Source organism: Streptomyces profundus, assembly GCF_020740535.1.
Lineage (GTDB): Bacteria > Actinomycetota > Actinomycetes > Streptomycetales > Streptomycetaceae > Streptomyces > Streptomyces profundus.
This window is the reverse complement of sequence record NZ_CP082362.1, coordinates 4,363,353-4,378,941: the sequence shown is the minus strand read 5'-3', so window position 1 is coordinate 4,378,941 and position 15,589 is coordinate 4,363,353. Positions and strand designations below refer to the sequence as shown.

13 protein-coding genes and 1 other RNA gene are annotated in these 15,589 nt (G+C 71.5%); 3 read left to right on the top strand and 11 right to left on the bottom strand.

Going from position 1 to position 15,589, the window contains the following annotated elements; all coding sequences use genetic code 11:
* The first annotated feature begins 52 nt into the window (after positions 1-52).
* Positions 53-982, top strand: a complete 930-nt coding sequence (locus K4G22_RS19370; protein WP_228081547.1) for a helix-turn-helix domain-containing protein — start codon at positions 53-55, stop codon at positions 980-982.
* Between the two features lie 182 nt (positions 983-1,164).
* Positions 1,165-2,157: a helix-turn-helix domain-containing protein gene (locus K4G22_RS19365; RefSeq protein ID WP_228081546.1), complete on the top strand. Its 993-nt coding sequence runs from the start codon at positions 1,165-1,167 to the stop codon at positions 2,155-2,157.
* Between the two features lie 25 nt (positions 2,158-2,182).
* Here K4G22_RS19365 and K4G22_RS19360 read toward each other — a convergent pair whose 3' ends face one another.
* The 7 genes from K4G22_RS19360 to ftsE all read right to left on the bottom strand — a co-directional run bounded on the left by K4G22_RS19360 (position 2,183) and on the right by ftsE (position 9,414).
* Positions 2,183-3,160: a LysR family transcriptional regulator gene (locus K4G22_RS19360; RefSeq protein WP_228081545.1), complete on the bottom strand. Its 978-nt coding sequence runs from the start codon at positions 3,158-3,160 to the stop codon at positions 2,183-2,185.
* Positions 3,161-3,393: 233 nt separating this feature from the next.
* Positions 3,394-5,322 (bottom strand): penicillin-binding transpeptidase domain-containing protein, encoded by a 1,929-nt coding sequence (locus tag K4G22_RS19355; RefSeq protein ID WP_228081544.1) that lies wholly within the window; start codon positions 5,320-5,322, stop codon positions 3,394-3,396.
* Between the two features lie 199 nt (positions 5,323-5,521).
* Positions 5,522-5,890: a transfer-messenger RNA gene (gene ssrA, locus K4G22_RS19350) on the bottom strand.
* 119 nt (positions 5,891-6,009) lie between these two features.
* The gene (smpB, locus tag K4G22_RS19345) at positions 6,010-6,489 is read right to left on the bottom strand and encodes an SsrA-binding protein SmpB (RefSeq protein ID WP_228081543.1); all 480 of its coding nucleotides are present in this window, start codon (positions 6,487-6,489) and stop codon (positions 6,010-6,012) included.
* Positions 6,490-6,558: 69 nt separating this feature from the next.
* On the bottom strand, positions 6,559-7,716 hold the full coding sequence (locus K4G22_RS19340) for a S41 family peptidase (RefSeq protein WP_228081542.1): 1,158 nt from the start codon (positions 7,714-7,716) through the stop codon (positions 6,559-6,561).
* Positions 7,717-7,794: 78 nt separating this feature from the next.
* Positions 7,795-8,703, bottom strand: a complete 909-nt coding sequence (ftsX, locus tag K4G22_RS19335; protein WP_228081541.1) for a permease-like cell division protein FtsX — start codon at positions 8,701-8,703, stop codon at positions 7,795-7,797.
* A gap of 21 nt (positions 8,704-8,724) precedes the next feature.
* Positions 8,725-9,414 (bottom strand): cell division ATP-binding protein FtsE, encoded by a 690-nt coding sequence (ftsE, locus tag K4G22_RS19330; RefSeq protein ID WP_228081540.1) that lies wholly within the window; start codon positions 9,412-9,414, stop codon positions 8,725-8,727.
* A gap of 268 nt (positions 9,415-9,682) precedes the next feature.
* On the opposite strand from ftsE, the gene K4G22_RS19325 reads away from it, so the two are divergent.
* Entirely contained in the window at positions 9,683-9,877 is a 195-nt protein-coding gene (locus K4G22_RS19325; RefSeq protein WP_228081539.1) for a hypothetical protein, read from the top strand.
* A 103-nt stretch (positions 9,878-9,980) separates the two neighbouring features.
* On the opposite strand, the gene K4G22_RS19320 is transcribed toward K4G22_RS19325, so the two are convergent.
* From K4G22_RS19320 to K4G22_RS19305, 4 genes are all read right to left on the bottom strand, one after another.
* On the bottom strand, positions 9,981-10,694 hold the full coding sequence (locus K4G22_RS19320) for an LPXTG cell wall anchor domain-containing protein (RefSeq protein WP_228081538.1): 714 nt from the start codon (positions 10,692-10,694) through the stop codon (positions 9,981-9,983).
* Between the two features lie 232 nt (positions 10,695-10,926).
* A complete protein-coding gene (gene prfB / locus K4G22_RS19315; protein WP_228081537.1) occupies positions 10,927-12,033 on the bottom strand; it encodes a peptide chain release factor 2 in 1,107 nt (368 codons plus the stop codon).
* 101 nt (positions 12,034-12,134) lie between these two features.
* On the bottom strand, positions 12,135-13,409 hold the full coding sequence (locus tag K4G22_RS19310) for a serine/threonine-protein kinase (RefSeq protein WP_228081536.1): 1,275 nt from the start codon (positions 13,407-13,409) through the stop codon (positions 12,135-12,137).
* Positions 13,410-13,613: 204 nt separating this feature from the next.
* Positions 13,614-15,344, bottom strand: a complete 1,731-nt coding sequence (locus K4G22_RS19305; protein WP_228081535.1) for a serine/threonine-protein kinase — start codon at positions 15,342-15,344, stop codon at positions 13,614-13,616.
* Between the last annotated feature and the right edge of the window lie 245 nt (positions 15,345-15,589).

Here is a 15,589-nt window from a genome sequence, read left to right as displayed (position 1 = left end):
GCACGAATCCGGCGAAATAGACGCAGCGGCGACCCGAGTCTACCGGCTGCGCGTGATCCATCCCACAGATTCCGTGGGTCAGATCGCGACCCGCGCCGGATTGACCGAGGACGAGGTCGCCTCGTCCGAGGAACGCCTCTTCACACTTGGCCTGTTGCGCACCTCGCCCAGCGGCGGCCGGGTGGCCATCAGCCCGGAGAGCGCGGCCGACGCCCTGTTGGCGCCGCTCGAACAGGACATCCTCCAGCGGCGGATCGCGATGGCCGCGACCAGGGCCAGGCTGCACGCGCTCTCCGGCGACTACCTGGAGGCGCGCTCGATGCGCTCGGCCAAGAGCAGCATCGAGGTCGTCGAGGGCATCGAGAACATCCGCGCCGTCATCGACGACCTGGCCCGCACCTGCACCGAGACCCTCGACGCCCTCGTCCCGGGCGGCGGCCAGCCGGAGGGCGCCATCCGCGCGGCCACCCCGCTGGACCTGGAGACGCTCGAACGCGGGGTGAAGACCCGCATGCTGTTCCAGCACACCGCGCGCAAGCACCGGGCCACCGTGGTCTACGCGGCGACCCTGGTGGGCGCCGGTGCGCAGGTGCGCAGTGCCAGCGTGCTGCCCTCCCGGATGCTGATCTACGATGCCAGCTGCGCGGTCCTGCCGATCGATCCACTGCACACGGCAGCGGGCGTCGCCCTGGTGCGGGCTCCCGCCGTGCTCAACTTCCTTCAGCAGCTCTTCGAGCACTACTGGGACCGCGCGATCGACTTCGCCGAGGAGGACCAACGCTCGGGCAGCGAGCCCAGCGATGTGGAGCGGGACGTCCTGGTGTTGATGGCCGCCGGCAAGAAGGACGAGGCCATCGCCCACCAACTCGGCATGTCACCACGGTCGGTCAGCAGGATCGTCGCCAGGCTGATGGAACGCCTCGGCGCCGACAGCAGGTTCCAGGCCGGGGCGCGGGCGGCGCTCCAGGGCTGGCTCACCTGACCCCTGCGCGCTCCACGCCCCCGGGCCCGCGCGTCACTCCCCCACCGACCGTCCCCTACCTCCCCATTCCCGCAAGAGTCCCGCCAGAGTCCCGCAAGCGACCGTCCTCGACTGTCCTACCCCAACTGTCTTCGAACCTCTGTTGCCCCAGCACAGGTTGTCCCGACAGGGAAGCGACTGACGTGATCGACCACGAGATCGACGCCACCACGGTACGGATCTACCAACTCCGGGTCACCCACCCCACGGCCGACGCCGCCGAGTTGGCCGGGCTCCTGGAGCTGACGGTGGAGGAGGTGCTGGACGCCGAACGACGGCTCGCCCGGCTCGGCCTCCTCCAGCCCTCGCCCGGCGGCGGCTGGGTGGCCATCAACCCGGAGAACGCCGCCGAGTCCCTGCTGGCGCCGGTCGAGGGCGCCATCCTGGAACGGCGGGTGGCGATGGCCGCCACCAGGGAACGGCTGCACGCCCTCTCCGGGGACTACCTCCAGGCCCGCTCGCTGCGGTCGGCCAGGAGCAGCATCGAGGTGGTCGAGGGCATCGAGAACATCCGCGCCGTCATCGACGACCTGGCCCGCACCTGCACCGAGTCCCTCGACGCCCTCGTCCCGGGCGGCGGCCAACCGGAGGAGGCTCTGCGTGCCTCGCTGCCGTCCAGCCTCGGGCTCCTCCGACGCGGCGTGCGGATCCGTTCCCTCTACCAGCACGCGGCCCGCCGGCACCGCGCCACGGCGCTCCAGGTGGAGCGGTTGGCCGCCGCCGGATGCGAGGCCCGCACCACCGGCGTCCTGGCGTCCCGCCTCCTGATCTACGACGGCGACGTGGCCGTGCTGCCACTGGACATCGACAACACGGCCGCCGGCGTGGCCCTGGTCCGCGACCTGGCGGTGGTCGGCTACGCCCGGCAGTTCTTCCACCTCTGCTGGAGCGAGGCGCAGGAGTTCACGGAGCAGCCCCCCGAGCCGGACCGCGCGGCCAGCGCCCCCGTGGGCCTGGACCGCGATGTGCTGCTGATGATGGCGGCCGGGCTCTCCAACGACGAGATCTCCGAACGCCTCGGCCTCTCACAGCGGTCGGTGAGCCGCGTGGTGGCCCAGCTGATGGAGCGTCTGGACGCCACCAACCGCTTCCAGGCGGGCGTGCGGGCGGCGGCCCAGGGCTGGCTCACCAGCTGACCCCCCGGGCCCGCGGGCGGCCCCCTCAGCCGAGCGCTCCGGCCTCGGCGAGCAGCGCGCGGTCCGCCTCGGGCAGCCAGTGGTCCGACGGCCGGTGCGACCAGCCCTCCGCCGCGCCCAGCAGCCCGGCCTGCTCCAGCAGCACCGTCAGGCCCGGATGCCGCGTCCCCCGTCGCCACACCATGGACACCGGGGAGAGCGGCACGGGATCGACCAGGGGGCGGGCCACCGTGCCGGGAATCTCCATGAAGGCGTCGTTGATCAGCACCGACCAGCCCTGCCTGAGCACCGTCCGGCTGAACTCAGCGTCCCCCTCGACCTTGGGGAAGGGCGCGGCCAGCCGGATGTCCCAGGCGGCGAAGAGCGTCCTCGCGTAGTCCGTCCACTCCGTGGTGTCCTGGTTGCCGGCCGCCGCGTAGATCGTCTCGCCGGCCAGCGCGGCCAGCGGGAGCCGGGGCAGCTCGGCCAGCCGGTGCCCGACGGGCAGCAGCACCGCGAGCCGCTCGAAGCGGATGAGGCGGTGCGCCAACTCGGCGCGCGGCGCCGGCGCGAGGCCGGCGACCCGGCCGAAGGAGACGTCAAGCCGGCCGTCCAGCACTTCGAGCGCCGCGCCGGCCAGGCCGCTGCGGAAGCGGGCGACGAACTCCACCTCGGGCGCCGCCTCGCGCGCGGCGTCCAGCACCCGATGGCCGGTGGCGCCCGGCGCGGCGACGTCGACCACCAGAGGCCGGCGCTCGCCCCGCCCCACCTCGGCCGCCAGCCTGGCGTGGCCCGCCAACACCTCGCGGGCCAACGGCAGCAGCCGCGTCCCCGCGGGGGTGAGCGCGACCCTGCGGGTGCTGCGGACGAAGAGCGTCGTCTCCCACGCGCGCTCCAGCCGGGCGATATCGCGGCTCAACGCCTGCTGCGCGACGAAGAGCCGGGCGGCGGCCCTGGTGAAGTGCAGCTCCTCGGCGACCGCGACGAACGAGCGCAGCAGCCTGGGATCGGTGTCCTGTGCCATCCCTCCAGTCTGACGCCTGCCCGCGATTCACACCACAGCCCGGTGAATGCCCGCTGACCTGGTGTTGGACGCCGGCAGGGGCCCCGAGCCAGGCTGTGGGACATGCCTGGTCCTTCCTACTCCGACGCCCGACGACGCCAGGAGGCCGCGTCCGCCGACGGGCTTCCCCCGCTGCTCGCCACGGCCGGTGGCCTGCTGATCCTGGCCCGGCGGCGCCACGGGGCCGACGCGCCTCAGCGCCGCTCGACGAACCCGTTCAGAAAGTCGGCCGCCAGCGGGCCGGCGTCCCGGCCGCCCGAACCGCCGTCCTCCAACATCACCGCGAACGCCACATCCTCCGCTCCCAGATAGCCGATCATCCAGGCGTGGGTGGCCACCTCGCCCTCCTCGTTCTCGAACTCGGCGGTGCCGGTCTTGCCGTGCGGCTCCCCCGGCACATCGGCGAGCGCCGAGGCGGAGCCCTCCGTCACCGTGTCCCGCATCAGTCCGCGCAGCGCCTCGAAGGTCGCCTCGGACAGCTCGACGGCCGGAGTGTGCGGCGCCTCGACCGCCTCGGGCACCAGCACCGGCTGGTGGAACCCGCCGGCGGCGACCGTCCCGGCGACCGAGGCCATCCCCAACGGGCTGGCCAGCACCTGGTGTTGCCCGATCAACGAGGCGGCCAGCTGGTTGTCCTCCTCGCTGACCGGCACCGCGCCGTCGAACGTGGCTGCGCCCACATCCCACGTGCCGCCGATGCCGAACGCCTGCGCGGTCTCGCCCAACGAGCCGGGCTCGAAGCGGTCCAGCTGGCCGATGAAGGCGGTGTTGCACGACGCGGTGAAGGCGTCGTGCAGGTCGGTGTCGTCGGCCAGCTCGAACTCGCCCTGGTTCTCGAAGCGTTGGCCGTTGACCGTGACATAGCGGGGGCAGCCCAGCGGATCGTCCACCGCCACCCCGCTCTCCAGCAGATGCGCCGCGGTGATCACCTTGAACGTGGAGCCCGGGGGCAACTGCCCCTGGAGGGAACGCTCGAACCCGCCAGTAGGGGCGTCGGCCGCCGCCAGCACCTCACCCGTCGAGGACCGGATCGCCACGATGGAACCCTCCTTGTCCGCGCCGGCGAGGGCCTCCTCCGCCGCCCGCTGGACCTCCGGATCGATGGTGGTGGCGACGGGCAGCCCCGCCTCGCCCTCCCGCTCCTCAAGGGTGCGCACCGCCACGCCCGTGGTGCGGTCGGCGATCACCAACCGGCCGCCCGGCGTGCCGGCGAGCACCTCCTGATACCGCGACTGCAACCCCGAAGTGCCCTCGCCCGTCTCCGGATCGACGCTCCCGACCACCGCGCGCGCGGCCAACGCCAACGTCCGCTCCCGCTCGGCGAACTGGAGCCCGGGCACCGGGAGCAACTCCTCGGCATGCGCCGCGTAGACCTCCTCGCGCACCGTGACGACCGGCACCGCCTGGTCGGGCTCCGCCTCGGCGACCCGCTCGCCCAGCGCCGCCACGTCTATCCCGGCGTCCAGCTCGTCCAGCACGCTCCAGGCCCGCTCCTCGTCGGTGAGTTGGGCGGGCCATATGCTGATCTCCCACACGGGGGCACGATCGGCGAGCGGGCTCTCGTCGGCCGCCAGGATGGGCGCGCGCTCCGGCCACAGCACGGTGTTGACCAGGGTCTGGCCCTCCACCAGATCCGGGTGCAGCAGCGCCGACTCCCAGCGCAGCGACCAGGCCTCGCCCTCCCCCGGCACCGCCAGGGCCTCGCCCTCGTAGGACCACTCCCCGAGACCGGCGAGCGTGAACCGGGCGGTGAACGGCACCGCCCGCGCGCCGTCCGGGGCCCGCGCCGCGTCCGAGGGCGCGCTGTCGTCGCCGACCTCGAACGAGATCTCCTCCGGGGCGGTGTTGGACATCACCGACTCCAACAGGGACTCGGCCTCCGCCGGATCGTCCGTGACCTCGGCGGCCCGCGCCAACTCCCCTTCGGCCCAGGCGTCCAGGAATTCCTGGGCGGCCACCCGAGCCCGCTCGTCGCCGTTGTCCCCGCCGCCGCCGCGCAGTAGCAGCACCGCCCCCACGGCCAGCACCGTCACCAGCGCCGCGCCGCCGATGAGGGTAAGACGGTGACTCCGCCAACTCCCGGACGCGCGCGAGGGAATCCATCCCGATCCGCTGTTCGCCATGGGCGCGACCTTACCCGGCCACACTGTCAAAAGCCGGGCGCGCGCGGAGATAAGGCCCCCGATGCGAGGGCGGGCGGGCCGTCGGACGGCTCAGGACACACTCTCGACACAAATCCGGACACGTTATCGACACAGAAGAGCCCCGACCCGGAGCACCGGGTCGGGGCCACGCCCACCCGGGGCTACCGGGCGGGCACTGAGGTGGAGATGGCGGGAATCGAACCCGCGTCCAACGAAGCAAAAGGAGGGCTTCTCCGAGCGCAGTCCGCTGCGATTTTCTCGGCCCCGGAGATCACGCGGACAAGTCTCCGACGGGCTCAGTCACTGTGTGATGTCCCACTCAACTCCCGTGACCGGAGTGAGTGGTGAGTCCCCTAGCTGATGCCAGGACCCGGGACGGGAACAAGCCCGGACTGACACTTCGCGTTCGCTACTTAGGCAGCGAGGGCGAAGGAATCGCGCTTGGAATCGGCGATTATTTTTTGCGACATATGGTTAACGAGATCATTGCCGCTTCCTCGGCTCGCTTCCCCTGCTTCAACATTCGCTGTCGAAACCGATCATCCCCATGTTGAGTTAACAAACGAACCGGCGAAAGACTTCCCGAGGAGCTTCCCACTCGTCTCGGCTCATCCCGGCGCCCGGCTCGTGCGCTGTGCTCCGTCGTCCAGTATAGCGCTACGGGCGTCAGCCGCGCTCCCGGCGGCGGACCGCCGACATCACGCGCTCCGCCTCCCTGCTGTCCTGCTTCTCGCGCAGCGTCTGCCGCTTGTCGTACTCGCGCTTGCCCCTGGCCAGCGCTATCTCGACCTTGGCCCGACCGTTCGAGAAGTACAGCGCGAGCGGCACCAGGGTCAGACCCGACTCCTGGAGCTTGCCGATCAGCTTGTCGATCTCCGCGCGGTGCAGCAGCAGCTTGCGCTTGCGCCGGGCGGTGTGGTTCGTCCACGTGCCCTGCGCGTACTCCGGGATGTGCACGTTGTGCAGATAGACCTCGTCCCCGTCCAGCTGGCCGAAGCCGTCCACCAGCGAGGCGCGGCCGGCGCGCAGCGACTTGACCTCGGTGCCGGTCAGTACCAGACCGCACTCATAGGTATCCAGAATCTGGTAGTCATGCCGCGCTCGCTTGTTCTGCGCGATGAGTTTGCGACCCTTTTCCTTAGCCATGGCCCGCCAAGTCTACCCATCCGCCGCGGCCGGCCCCGCGGATTTTCCGGCCCGGCACCGGCCCGGGGCCTAGCCCCCGGCGTCCAGCCCGCCGAGCACCGTCCTGGCCTCCTCCTCCGCGTCCTGCCCAGCGCCGACCACCAGATCGGGGACGATCCCGTCCTCGTCGACCGTCCGGCCCGAGGGGGTGACGTAGTGCCCCACGGTCAGCTCGGCCACCGAGCCGTCCGGCTGCTCACTCGGCATCTGCACCGTGCCCTTGCCGAAGGTCCTGGCCCCGACGATCACCGCCCGGTTGCGGTCCTGGAGGGCGCCGGTGAGCATCTCGGCCGAGCTCATCGTGCCGCCGTCCACCAGCACCACCAGCGGGGTCCCGGTGTCCCCGCCCGACTCGGCGTGCAGGGCGCGCTCGTCGCCGTACACCTCGTAGGTGGCCACCAGGCCGCCGTCCAGGAAGACCGAGGCCGCCTCGGCCGCCTCGGTGAGCAGCCCGCCCGCGTTGCCGCGCAGGTCGAGCACGATCCCGTCGCCGTCCGGCACCTCGGCCACCGCCTCCCGCAGCAGCTCGGCCGCCCCCCGGGTGAAGGAGTTCACCTCGATCCGGGTGACACCATCGGCGCTCTCCGCAACGGAGACGCTGCGCACGGTGAGCCTGGCCCGCTCGACCTGGAGATCCCAGCGGCGGTCGTCCCGCTCCAGCGCCAGCAGGACCGTGCTGCCGCGCCCCGCCTGCTCGGCCTGGTCGCTGCCGCGCAGGCGGCCGACCACATCGGTGACGGGGCCGCCGGCCAGCGGCACCCCGTCGATGGCCAGGATCTCGTCGCCCGGGGCGACCCCGGCCCGCTCGGCCGGGCTGCCCTCGTGCACCTCGCCGACCTCGATCCGGCCGTCGGCGGTGCGCAGCACCGCTATCCCGGTGCCGACGTACTCGCCTTCGAGCCCACGGCGCAGCCGCTCGTACTCCTCGGCGGTATAGGCGGCGGACCAGCGGTCCCCGCGGGTGCTCACCAGCCGCCGGGCGTCGTCCTCGGCCGCCGAAGCGGCGCCGCCCGAGTGGCTGAGGCTGGCGCGGGCGCCCGAGGCGAGGACCCGCGACTCGGCGCCGTCGGCCCCCTCGGGCCAGGACCCGGTGGCCGCGCCGGTCACCAACACCCCGGTGAAGACACAGGCCAGGGCCACACCACTCCGGACGCTCCGGGACGAACCACGGTGAGACGGACGTGACATGCTGCGGAGTGTAGGACATCCCCGGCGCGCGCACGGCAGTTGACATCCGGCGCGCACCGGGGATACGTCACACCCGAATCACACCTTCAGGTACTTGTACAACGCGAAGAATGCTGCAAGGGCCGGCATCGCCACGCCGACCGCGAGGACATAGGGCAGCACCGAGAACACCGCGTCCCAGCCGACGAAGTCGATCACCGGGATGCGTTCGGCGAGGAAGTTGTCGATCGCGAAGTAGACCCCGAGGAGCAACAGGCAGGCGAAGAGCGCGCCCAGCAGCCCCGCGATGGTGGCCTCCAGGATGAAGGGCATCTGGATGTAGAAGCTGGACGCTCCCACCAGCCGCATGATGCCGGTCTCCCGCCGTCTGCTGAAGGCGGACACCCGCACCGTGTTCACGATCAGCAGCACGGCCACCACCAGCATCAGCAGCATCAGCCCCAGGGCCGCGACGTTCACACCGTTCAACAGGTTGAACAGGTTCTCCAGCAGGGAGCGTTGGTCCGTGACCGACTGCACGCCCTCCCGGCCCGCGTAGGCGGAGGAGATCACCTCGTACTGGGTCGGGTCCTCCAGCTTGACCCGGAGCGACTGCTGCATCTGCTCGGGCGTGACCACGGCCGCGAACGGCGAGTCGGCCTGCTGCTCCTGGTAGCGGTCGTAGGCCTCCTCAGCGGACTCGTGGTACACCTCCTCGACGAGCGGAAGCTCCTTCAACTCGTCGAACATCGCGTCCCGTTGTTCGTCGGTCGCCGGCCCACGGGAACAGGCCGCGTCGTTCTCCGCGTCGATCTCGTTGCAGAGGAAGATCGACACCTCGACCCGGTCGTACCAGAAGTCCTCCATGCTGTTGACCTGCTTCCTGGCCAACAGCGCACCTCCCAGCAGGGCCAGGGAGAGGGCGACCGAGACGATCACCGCGAAGGTCATCGTGAGATTGCGACGGAGACCGACCCCGATCTCCGAGAGGACGAAGTGGGCGCGCATGGCGTCCTTTCAGTGGTCGAGTCAGTGTTGGTAGCCGTAGACGCCGCGTACCTGGTCACGGACCAACCGACCACGTTCGAGTTCGATCACGCGCTTACGCATCTGGTCCACGATCTGCGAGTCATGGGTCGCCATGATCACCGTGGTCCCGGTGCGGTTGATGCGATCCAGCAGCTTCATGATGCCGACGGACGTCTGCGGGTCCAGGTTGCCGGTGGGTTCGTCCGCGATGAGCAGCATCGGACGGTTGACGAACGCCCTGGCGATCGCGACGCGTTGCTGCTCACCGCCGGAGAGCTCGCCCGGCATCCGGTCGTCCTTGCCCCCCAGACCGACCAGGTCCAGCACCTCGGGCACCGTCTTGCGGATCTGGCCGCGCGGCTTGCCGATGACCTCCAGGGCGAACGCGACGTTCTCCCCCACGGTCTTGTTGGGCAGCAGCCGGAAGTCCTGGAAGACGGTCCCGAGTTGACGGCGCACCTGGGGCACCTTCCAGTTGGACAACCGGCCCAGGTCCTTGCCCAGCACGTGCACGGTGCCCTGGGAGGCACGCTCCTCGCGCAGGAGCAGCCGCAGGAAGGTGGACTTGCCCGAGCCTGACGAACCCACCAGGAAGACGAACTCGCCACGTTCGACCTCCAGCGAGACGCTGCTGAGCGCCGGCGCCTGCTGCCGGGGATATGTCTTGGAGACGTTGTCGAATCGAATCACGGTTACACCATGTCGGGACTGGGTATCTGCGAGGGGCTTCCCCACGCTGGGGCAGACCCTACGCGAAGCGCCGCTCGGCGCGCAGTCGGCGCCCGCCACGGCATCCCCCTTGCCCGTTCTTGTCTGGTTTTCATCGGGGTTCCATCGCGCTTCCGTCGGGGTTTCGTTCGGCCCCTCATAGGCGTCCCGCCCCCCGCACGCGGTCTGCGTTCCCGTCGCGTTGCTGGCACAGTGGAGAGTGACGGGGGGATCGAGAGGAGACGATCGCATGACCGCCGAGTGGCTGGTGTGCGCGAACTGCGCGGGGCGGGTGAGCGAGGGGCGGTGCGCGGTATGCCGCGCCGAGCTGGCGCGGCTCCGGCAGGAACGGAACCCCTGGGCCGTGCTGGGCAGCCCGGCCGGGCTGATCGCCCTGCTGCTGGGGTTGGCCGCCGTGGCACTTCTGGTGGCCCGCCCGGCCTGAGCCAGGGGCCGCCGGAGGGGGCGGCACAGGACACGGAGAACGGGCCCGGAACGCAGAGCGTTCCGGGCCCGTCGCCGTGTGTCAGGGCGCGTCGACGCGGCCGTCAGGCAGCGGCGGCGCCACCCTTGTTGATCAGACGCGGAAGGTAACGGAAGCCGACGCCACCGGCGATCATGGTGGCGGCACCGATGATCAGCAGCGTCTCGTTGGTGGAGGAACCCGTCTCGGCGAGCTCGCCGCGCTCCTCCTCCGCCGGCACCTCGGTCTCGGTCAGGTCCTCGGTGGGAGTGTCCTGCTCGATGGGGCTGCTGCCCCCCTCGGTGTCGGGCTCAAGGCCACCGTTGCCGCCACCCTCGGTGGTGACCCCCTCCGGGCTGCCCGGCTCGTCCGGGTCGTCCGGGTCATCCGGGTCGCCAGGACCCTCGGGACCCTCGGGGTCACCCGGCTCATCCGGGTCGCCCGGGCCCTCAGGACCCTCGGGGTCACCCGGCTCATCCGGGTCGCCCGGGCCCTCAGGCCCCTCCGGGTCACCCGGCTCATCCGGGTCGCCCGGACCCTCGGGGTCACCAGGACCATCGACGACGCCCTCGGGGTCGCCCGGCTCGTCGCCGCCCGGACCCTCGCTCTCACCCTCGACGGCACCTTCGAGAAGACCGTCGATGACGCCCTCGATGGTGACATCCTGGCTACCGGCCGGAGACTTGGCGGAGCCGTTGCTCGCCGAAGCGGTGCCGACCACGGCGAGCGAGGCGCCGGCGGCGAAGACAGCCGCTGCGGCCACCCGCGCCACGTTGGCCCGTGTCTTGGGACTGGCCATCTATTCACTACCCCCTGTAGCTATTTGGTTCGTGACAGTGTCCCGTCAATGGAGCCGTCTCACGCAAGAGCGATGGCCGTGCGGGGCACTCACCCTGGCTCTCGCGCGCCCCGTGCGCAGCTCTCACCCACGGATGACAGGCGTACCAAGCGAACAGCTTTCCCTCTGAAAGCACCCACGTCAAGCAGGATGTCCGGTAAGTGGCTTCCAGAGGTGAAGAGTTGTGTGAAGGTTACTTCTCGTGCTGTTTACGCCAGCGGATTCCCGCATCGAGGAACTCGTCGATATCCCCGTCCAACACGCCCTGCGGGTTTCCGACTTCATGATCCGTGCGCAGGTCCTTGACCATCTGGTACGGCTGGAGAACGTAACTCCGCATCTGGTTGCCCCAGGAGTTTCCGCCGTCGCCCTTGAGAGCGTCCATCTTCGCCTGCTCGGCGGCGCGTTGGTGTGCGAGGAGGCGCGCCTGGAGCACGCGCATCGCGGCGGCGCGGTTCTGGATCTGGGACTTCTCGTTCTGACAGGAGACCACGATGCCGGTCGGCAGGTGCGTGATGCGGACGGCGGAGTCCGTCGTGTTGACGGACTGGCCACCCGGGCCCGAGGAGCGGAAGACATCCACCCTGATCTCGTTCTCCGGGATCTCGATGTGGTCCGTCTGCTCCACCACCGGGAGCACCTCGACGCCGGCGAACGACGTCTGGCGGCGCCCCTGGTTGTCGAACGGGGAGATCCGCACCATCCGGTGGGTGCCCTGCTCGACGGAGAGCGTGCCGTAGGCGTAGGGGGCCTTGACCGTGAAGGTGGTGGACTTGATCCCCGCCTCCTCGGCGTAGGAGGTGTCCAGGACCTCGGTGGGGTAGCCCCTGCGCTCGGCCCAGCGCAGATACATCCGCTGGAGCTGCTCGGCGAAGTCCGCCGCGTCCACCCCGCCGGCCTCGGCGCGGATGCTGATCATGGCCTCGCGCGGGTCGTACTCGCCGGAGAGGAGCGTGCGCACCTCAAGCTCGTCCACCGACTTGCGCACCGACGTCAGCTCCGCCTCGGCCTCCCGCCTGGCGTCCGCGTCGCCCTCGTCCTCGGCCAGCTCGAAGAGCACCTCGACATCGTCGATGCGCGAGTGCAGCTCCTCGACCTTGCGCAGCTGGCCCTGGAGCCACGACAGCCGGCTGGTCACCTGCTGGGCGCTCTCCGGGTCGTCCCAGAGGCTTGGCGCAGCCGCCTGCTCTTCGAGCTGGGCGATGTCGGCCCGCATCCGGTCGAGATCGATCACGGCCTCGATGGACTCCATGGTGGAGGTGAGGGACTTCAGCGCTTCGGAAACATCGACGACTGCCACCCCCCCAGCGTAACCGCTGGCGACCACGGCGATCCGCCGCCCGACCGCACCGGCGAACGGCGCTCTCCCGCCCCGGCTCCGGCGTCGGGGCCGGACGGTGGTCAGTCGAGCTCGTCCACCCCGCTGACCACGGTCGGGACCGCGCCTCGGCCGTCGGAACCGCCGTCGCCGCCGTCGCCGGAGAACAGCAGCCAACCGCCGATCGCGGCCAGGACGGCGGCGCCGGCCAGCGTCACCGTGAGCCGCCGGCGGCGGCGGTTGCTGACGACGTTGCGCGCCGAACCGGCGCGCGGCTGGCCGGGCGCGCGGGGCGCGCGGGCCGTGCCGTTGGCGCCCCCCGCCAGCTCGTCGGCGTCGGGCACCCGCATCCGGGTGTGGGTGGCGCGCTCCGAGTCGGGGGCGGCGCCGCGCACCAGGGGCACGGCGGCCCGGGTGGTGCCCGCGCCCACATCGGCCAGCTCGGCGGCCTCCCCGACCCCGGCCACGCCGTCGACAGCTGCCCGCTCCTCGTCCTCGGTGGGATCGCCCAGATCCAGCGGGGGCAGTCCGGCCAGCGAGGGCTGTAGTTCGCGGAGCCGGGAGGCCAGCTCGGCGGCGCGCAGCCGGGAGGCGGGCGCCTTCGCCAGACACTGCTGGATCAGCTCCCACAGCTCCCTGGGCAGCCCGGGCAGCTCGGCGGCCTTCTCCGTGACCTGCCGGCGGAGCACCGCGCCCGGGTGGCCGCCGCCGAACGGGGTGAACCCGGCGAGCAGTTCGTAGAGCACGGTGACCAGCGCGTAGATGTCCACGGCCGCGCGTGGCGGCAGGCCCTCCACGATCTCGGGCGCCATGTAGTCGGGCGTGCCGACCACCCCGGACCGCCCGCCGTGCCGTGGCTCGTCGATCAGCTTGGCGACACCGAAGTCGGTCAGCAGCGCGGTCGGTTGCTCCTGGGAGTTGTCGAGCAGGATGTTCTCCGGCTTGACGTCCCGGTGGACGATGCCCGCGGCGTGCGCCACGGCGAGGCCGCTGGCCACCCCGGCGGTCAGGGCCACCGCCTCGGCCGGCGCAAGCCGGCGCTCCCGCTCCAGGTGTGCCCGCAGGTCGGGGCCGCGCACCAGATCCATCACCAGGGCGATGTCGCCGCCCCCCGGCTGGCCGGGGGCGTCGCCGATGACCAGCTCACGGACCCCCACGACATGGGGGTGTTCGAGGCCGAGGAGCGCGTGCCGCTCATGGGCGAAGCGCTCGGCCAGATCGGGGTCGGCGGCGAGGTCCTCTCGCAGCACCTTGATCGCGACGGGCCCGTCGGGCCCCTCCCCGAGCCACACCGTTCCGGCGCTGCCGCGGCCGAGCACACGGTGGGCGGTGTAGTGGCTGCCGATGTTCCGTGCCATGGCGTGAGGCTACGACGCGGCTTGGTTCGGCACAGGCCCCGCACGCCAGGCTTGTCCGGGTTTGCTGGCATGTCCGGCCGAAATTATCTGACGGGAAGTCGATAAATCACCGAGGCCGCCGACGTGTTGGGCGCGACTTCGCCCCAAAAGCCTCCCGCGCCATTCCCGGGAAACGCCGCCGCGCGGCTTTCGGCGCATTCGCTATTAGGGGAGGTCCTCCTGGAGCTCCGAGACGTTGTCACTCGCCTCGTCGATGAGCCCGAGCCATTCCCCGGCGTCCTCGAACCAGTCGGTGACGGTGTTCCAGAAACTCCTGCCGTCCGCGATCCAGTCCTGGAGCGGGGTGAAGTTCCAGACCAGAAAACCGATCACGACGAGAATCAGCACCATGAACAGGCAGCCCTTGAGGCAGCCGAGCCCGGGGATCCGCATCGGGTTGGCGCTGCGGGACCGGCCGCGCGGCTCGCGCTCGTCACGCGGAGTAGCCGCGCGCCGGGGCGGGGGCTCCTGATAGGGCGGCGGGGCCGGGCGCTGGTACTGCTGTTGCTGCGGATACTGCTGCGGCTGCTGGTAGTGCTGCGGTGGCGGCTGCTGGGCCGGGTAGCCGTAGCCCTCCTGCCGCTGGGGCTGGGGCCGCTGCGGGGGGCGCCGCTGCGGACGGCGCTGCGGCGGGCGCTGGAGCGGATCCTGCGCCTGCTGGGCCGGCTGCACCCGGGTCGGCTCGTTGCGGTCCCTGGCGGCGCGCATCTGGTCCCCCCAGGGATGCGGGCCGTCGGCCGGCTGCCCGGACGCGGGCCCCTGGGTGGGCATGGCGCGGGTGGTGTCGAGCCCCGGATCCCCGCCCTCGCCGCTCCCGGCGCTGGGCAGCAGGCTGGTCGAGGCGTTGGGGTCGACGCCGAAGCCGCCGGCGTCGTCCCCCGGGCCGGCACCGCCCGAGCCGCCGGGCATGACCTGCGTCGGCTCGGCGGAGCCGGGCGGGCTGATGCCGGTGCCGGGGACCTTGACCGGGGTGGCGTCGGGCAGCAGCAGCGCGGTGACGCCGAGCGCCGCGTTGCGCTGCTCGGGGGTGGCGTTCTCGTTGATCCCGGCGGCGACGGTGCGCAGCGCGCGGGCGAGGTTGGCCGCCGAGGGGCGCTCGTCGGGGGACTTCCGCAGGCAGCAGTCGATGACCGTCCACAGCGGACCCGGCAGGCCGTCGGGCTGCCTGGGCTGCTCGCTGATGTGCCGCTGGAGCACCTGGAGCGTGTTGGAACCGCCGAACGGGGGCTGCCCGCTGACCAGCTCGTAGAGCAGGATGCCGGCGCCGTAGACGTCGACGGCCGACGTCTGCTCGCGGCCCTCGGCCGACTCGGGGGCCACATAGGACGGGGTGCCGACGAACTCGTGCGCCCGGGTGACCCCGGGGGAGTCGGCGAGCCTGGCGATCCCGAAGTCGGTCAGCATCGGGCGCAGCGGACGACCGTCCTGGCCGCCGGCGAGCAGCACGTTGGCCGGCTTGAGATCGCGGTGGACGATGCCCTTGCCGTGCGCCGCGGCCAGCGCGTCGGCGATCTGGGCGGTCAGCAGGGCGGCGCCGATGGGGCTCAGCGGGCCGTTCTCGTAGAGGTAGCGATGGAGGTCGGGGCCGTCGATCAGATCCATCACCAGGGCTATCAGCTCGCCCTCGACCACCAGATCGCGGGTGCGCACGATGTTGCCGTGGTTGGCCGCCGACAGCCGCAGCAGGACGGAGCGCTCCCGCAGGAAGCGCATCACGACGTCCGGGTCGTGCGCCAGCTCCTCCTTGAGCACCTTGACCGCGACCAGCTCGCCCGGCTGGCCGGCCACCGCCGCGTCCTCGCCGGCGGCCTCGCGCTGGCGACCGCGCCAGACGGTGCCGGTGGCACCGCGCCCGAGCGGCTCCTCAAGCAGGTACTTGCTGCCTACCGGCCGCACGTGTGCTCCCTGATGCTTCGATGCTGCGCTGGTGGTGACGAGATCTGAGCCCCCTACTGTAGTGCCGCCCTCCGACAGCGGGGCGGCACGAGCGGGCCGACTCGGTCGGGACGCCGCGTTCCCGTGGCCGGGCCGGGTGGGTCCGGTCGGGGCCGATGTCCGTCTGGACGCGGAATCGGCCGGTTCGGTTCCGCTGGGGCGATCCGGCGGGAACGGATGTGGGAACGGATGAGGCAACGGATGAG

What these genes read in the sequence shown, in the direction of transcription:
- K4G22_RS19360 (WP_228081545.1), bottom strand. Translation starts at nt 3,160, where the DNA reads ATGGCACAGGACACCGATCCCAGGCTGCTGCGCTCGTTCGTCGCGGTC.
- K4G22_RS19355 (WP_228081544.1), bottom strand. Translation starts at nt 5,322, where the DNA reads ATGGCGAACAGCGGATCGGGATGGATTCCCTCGCGCGCGTCCGGGAGT.
- smpB (WP_228081543.1), bottom strand. Translation starts at nt 6,489, where the DNA reads ATGGCTAAGGAAAAGGGTCGCAAACTCATCGCGCAGAACAAGCGAGCG.
- K4G22_RS19340 (WP_228081542.1), bottom strand. Translation starts at nt 7,716, where the DNA reads ATGTCACGTCCGTCTCACCGTGGTTCGTCCCGGAGCGTCCGGAGTGGT.
- ftsX (WP_228081541.1), bottom strand. Translation starts at nt 8,703, where the DNA reads ATGCGCGCCCACTTCGTCCTCTCGGAGATCGGGGTCGGTCTCCGTCGC.
- K4G22_RS19325 (WP_228081539.1), top strand. Translation starts at nt 9,683, where the DNA reads ATGACCGCCGAGTGGCTGGTGTGCGCGAACTGCGCGGGGCGGGTGAGC.
- K4G22_RS19320 (WP_228081538.1), bottom strand. Translation starts at nt 10,694, where the DNA reads ATGGCCAGTCCCAAGACACGGGCCAACGTGGCGCGGGTGGCCGCAGCG.
- K4G22_RS19310 (WP_228081536.1), bottom strand. Translation starts at nt 13,409, where the DNA reads ATGGCACGGAACATCGGCAGCCACTACACCGCCCACCGTGTGCTCGGC.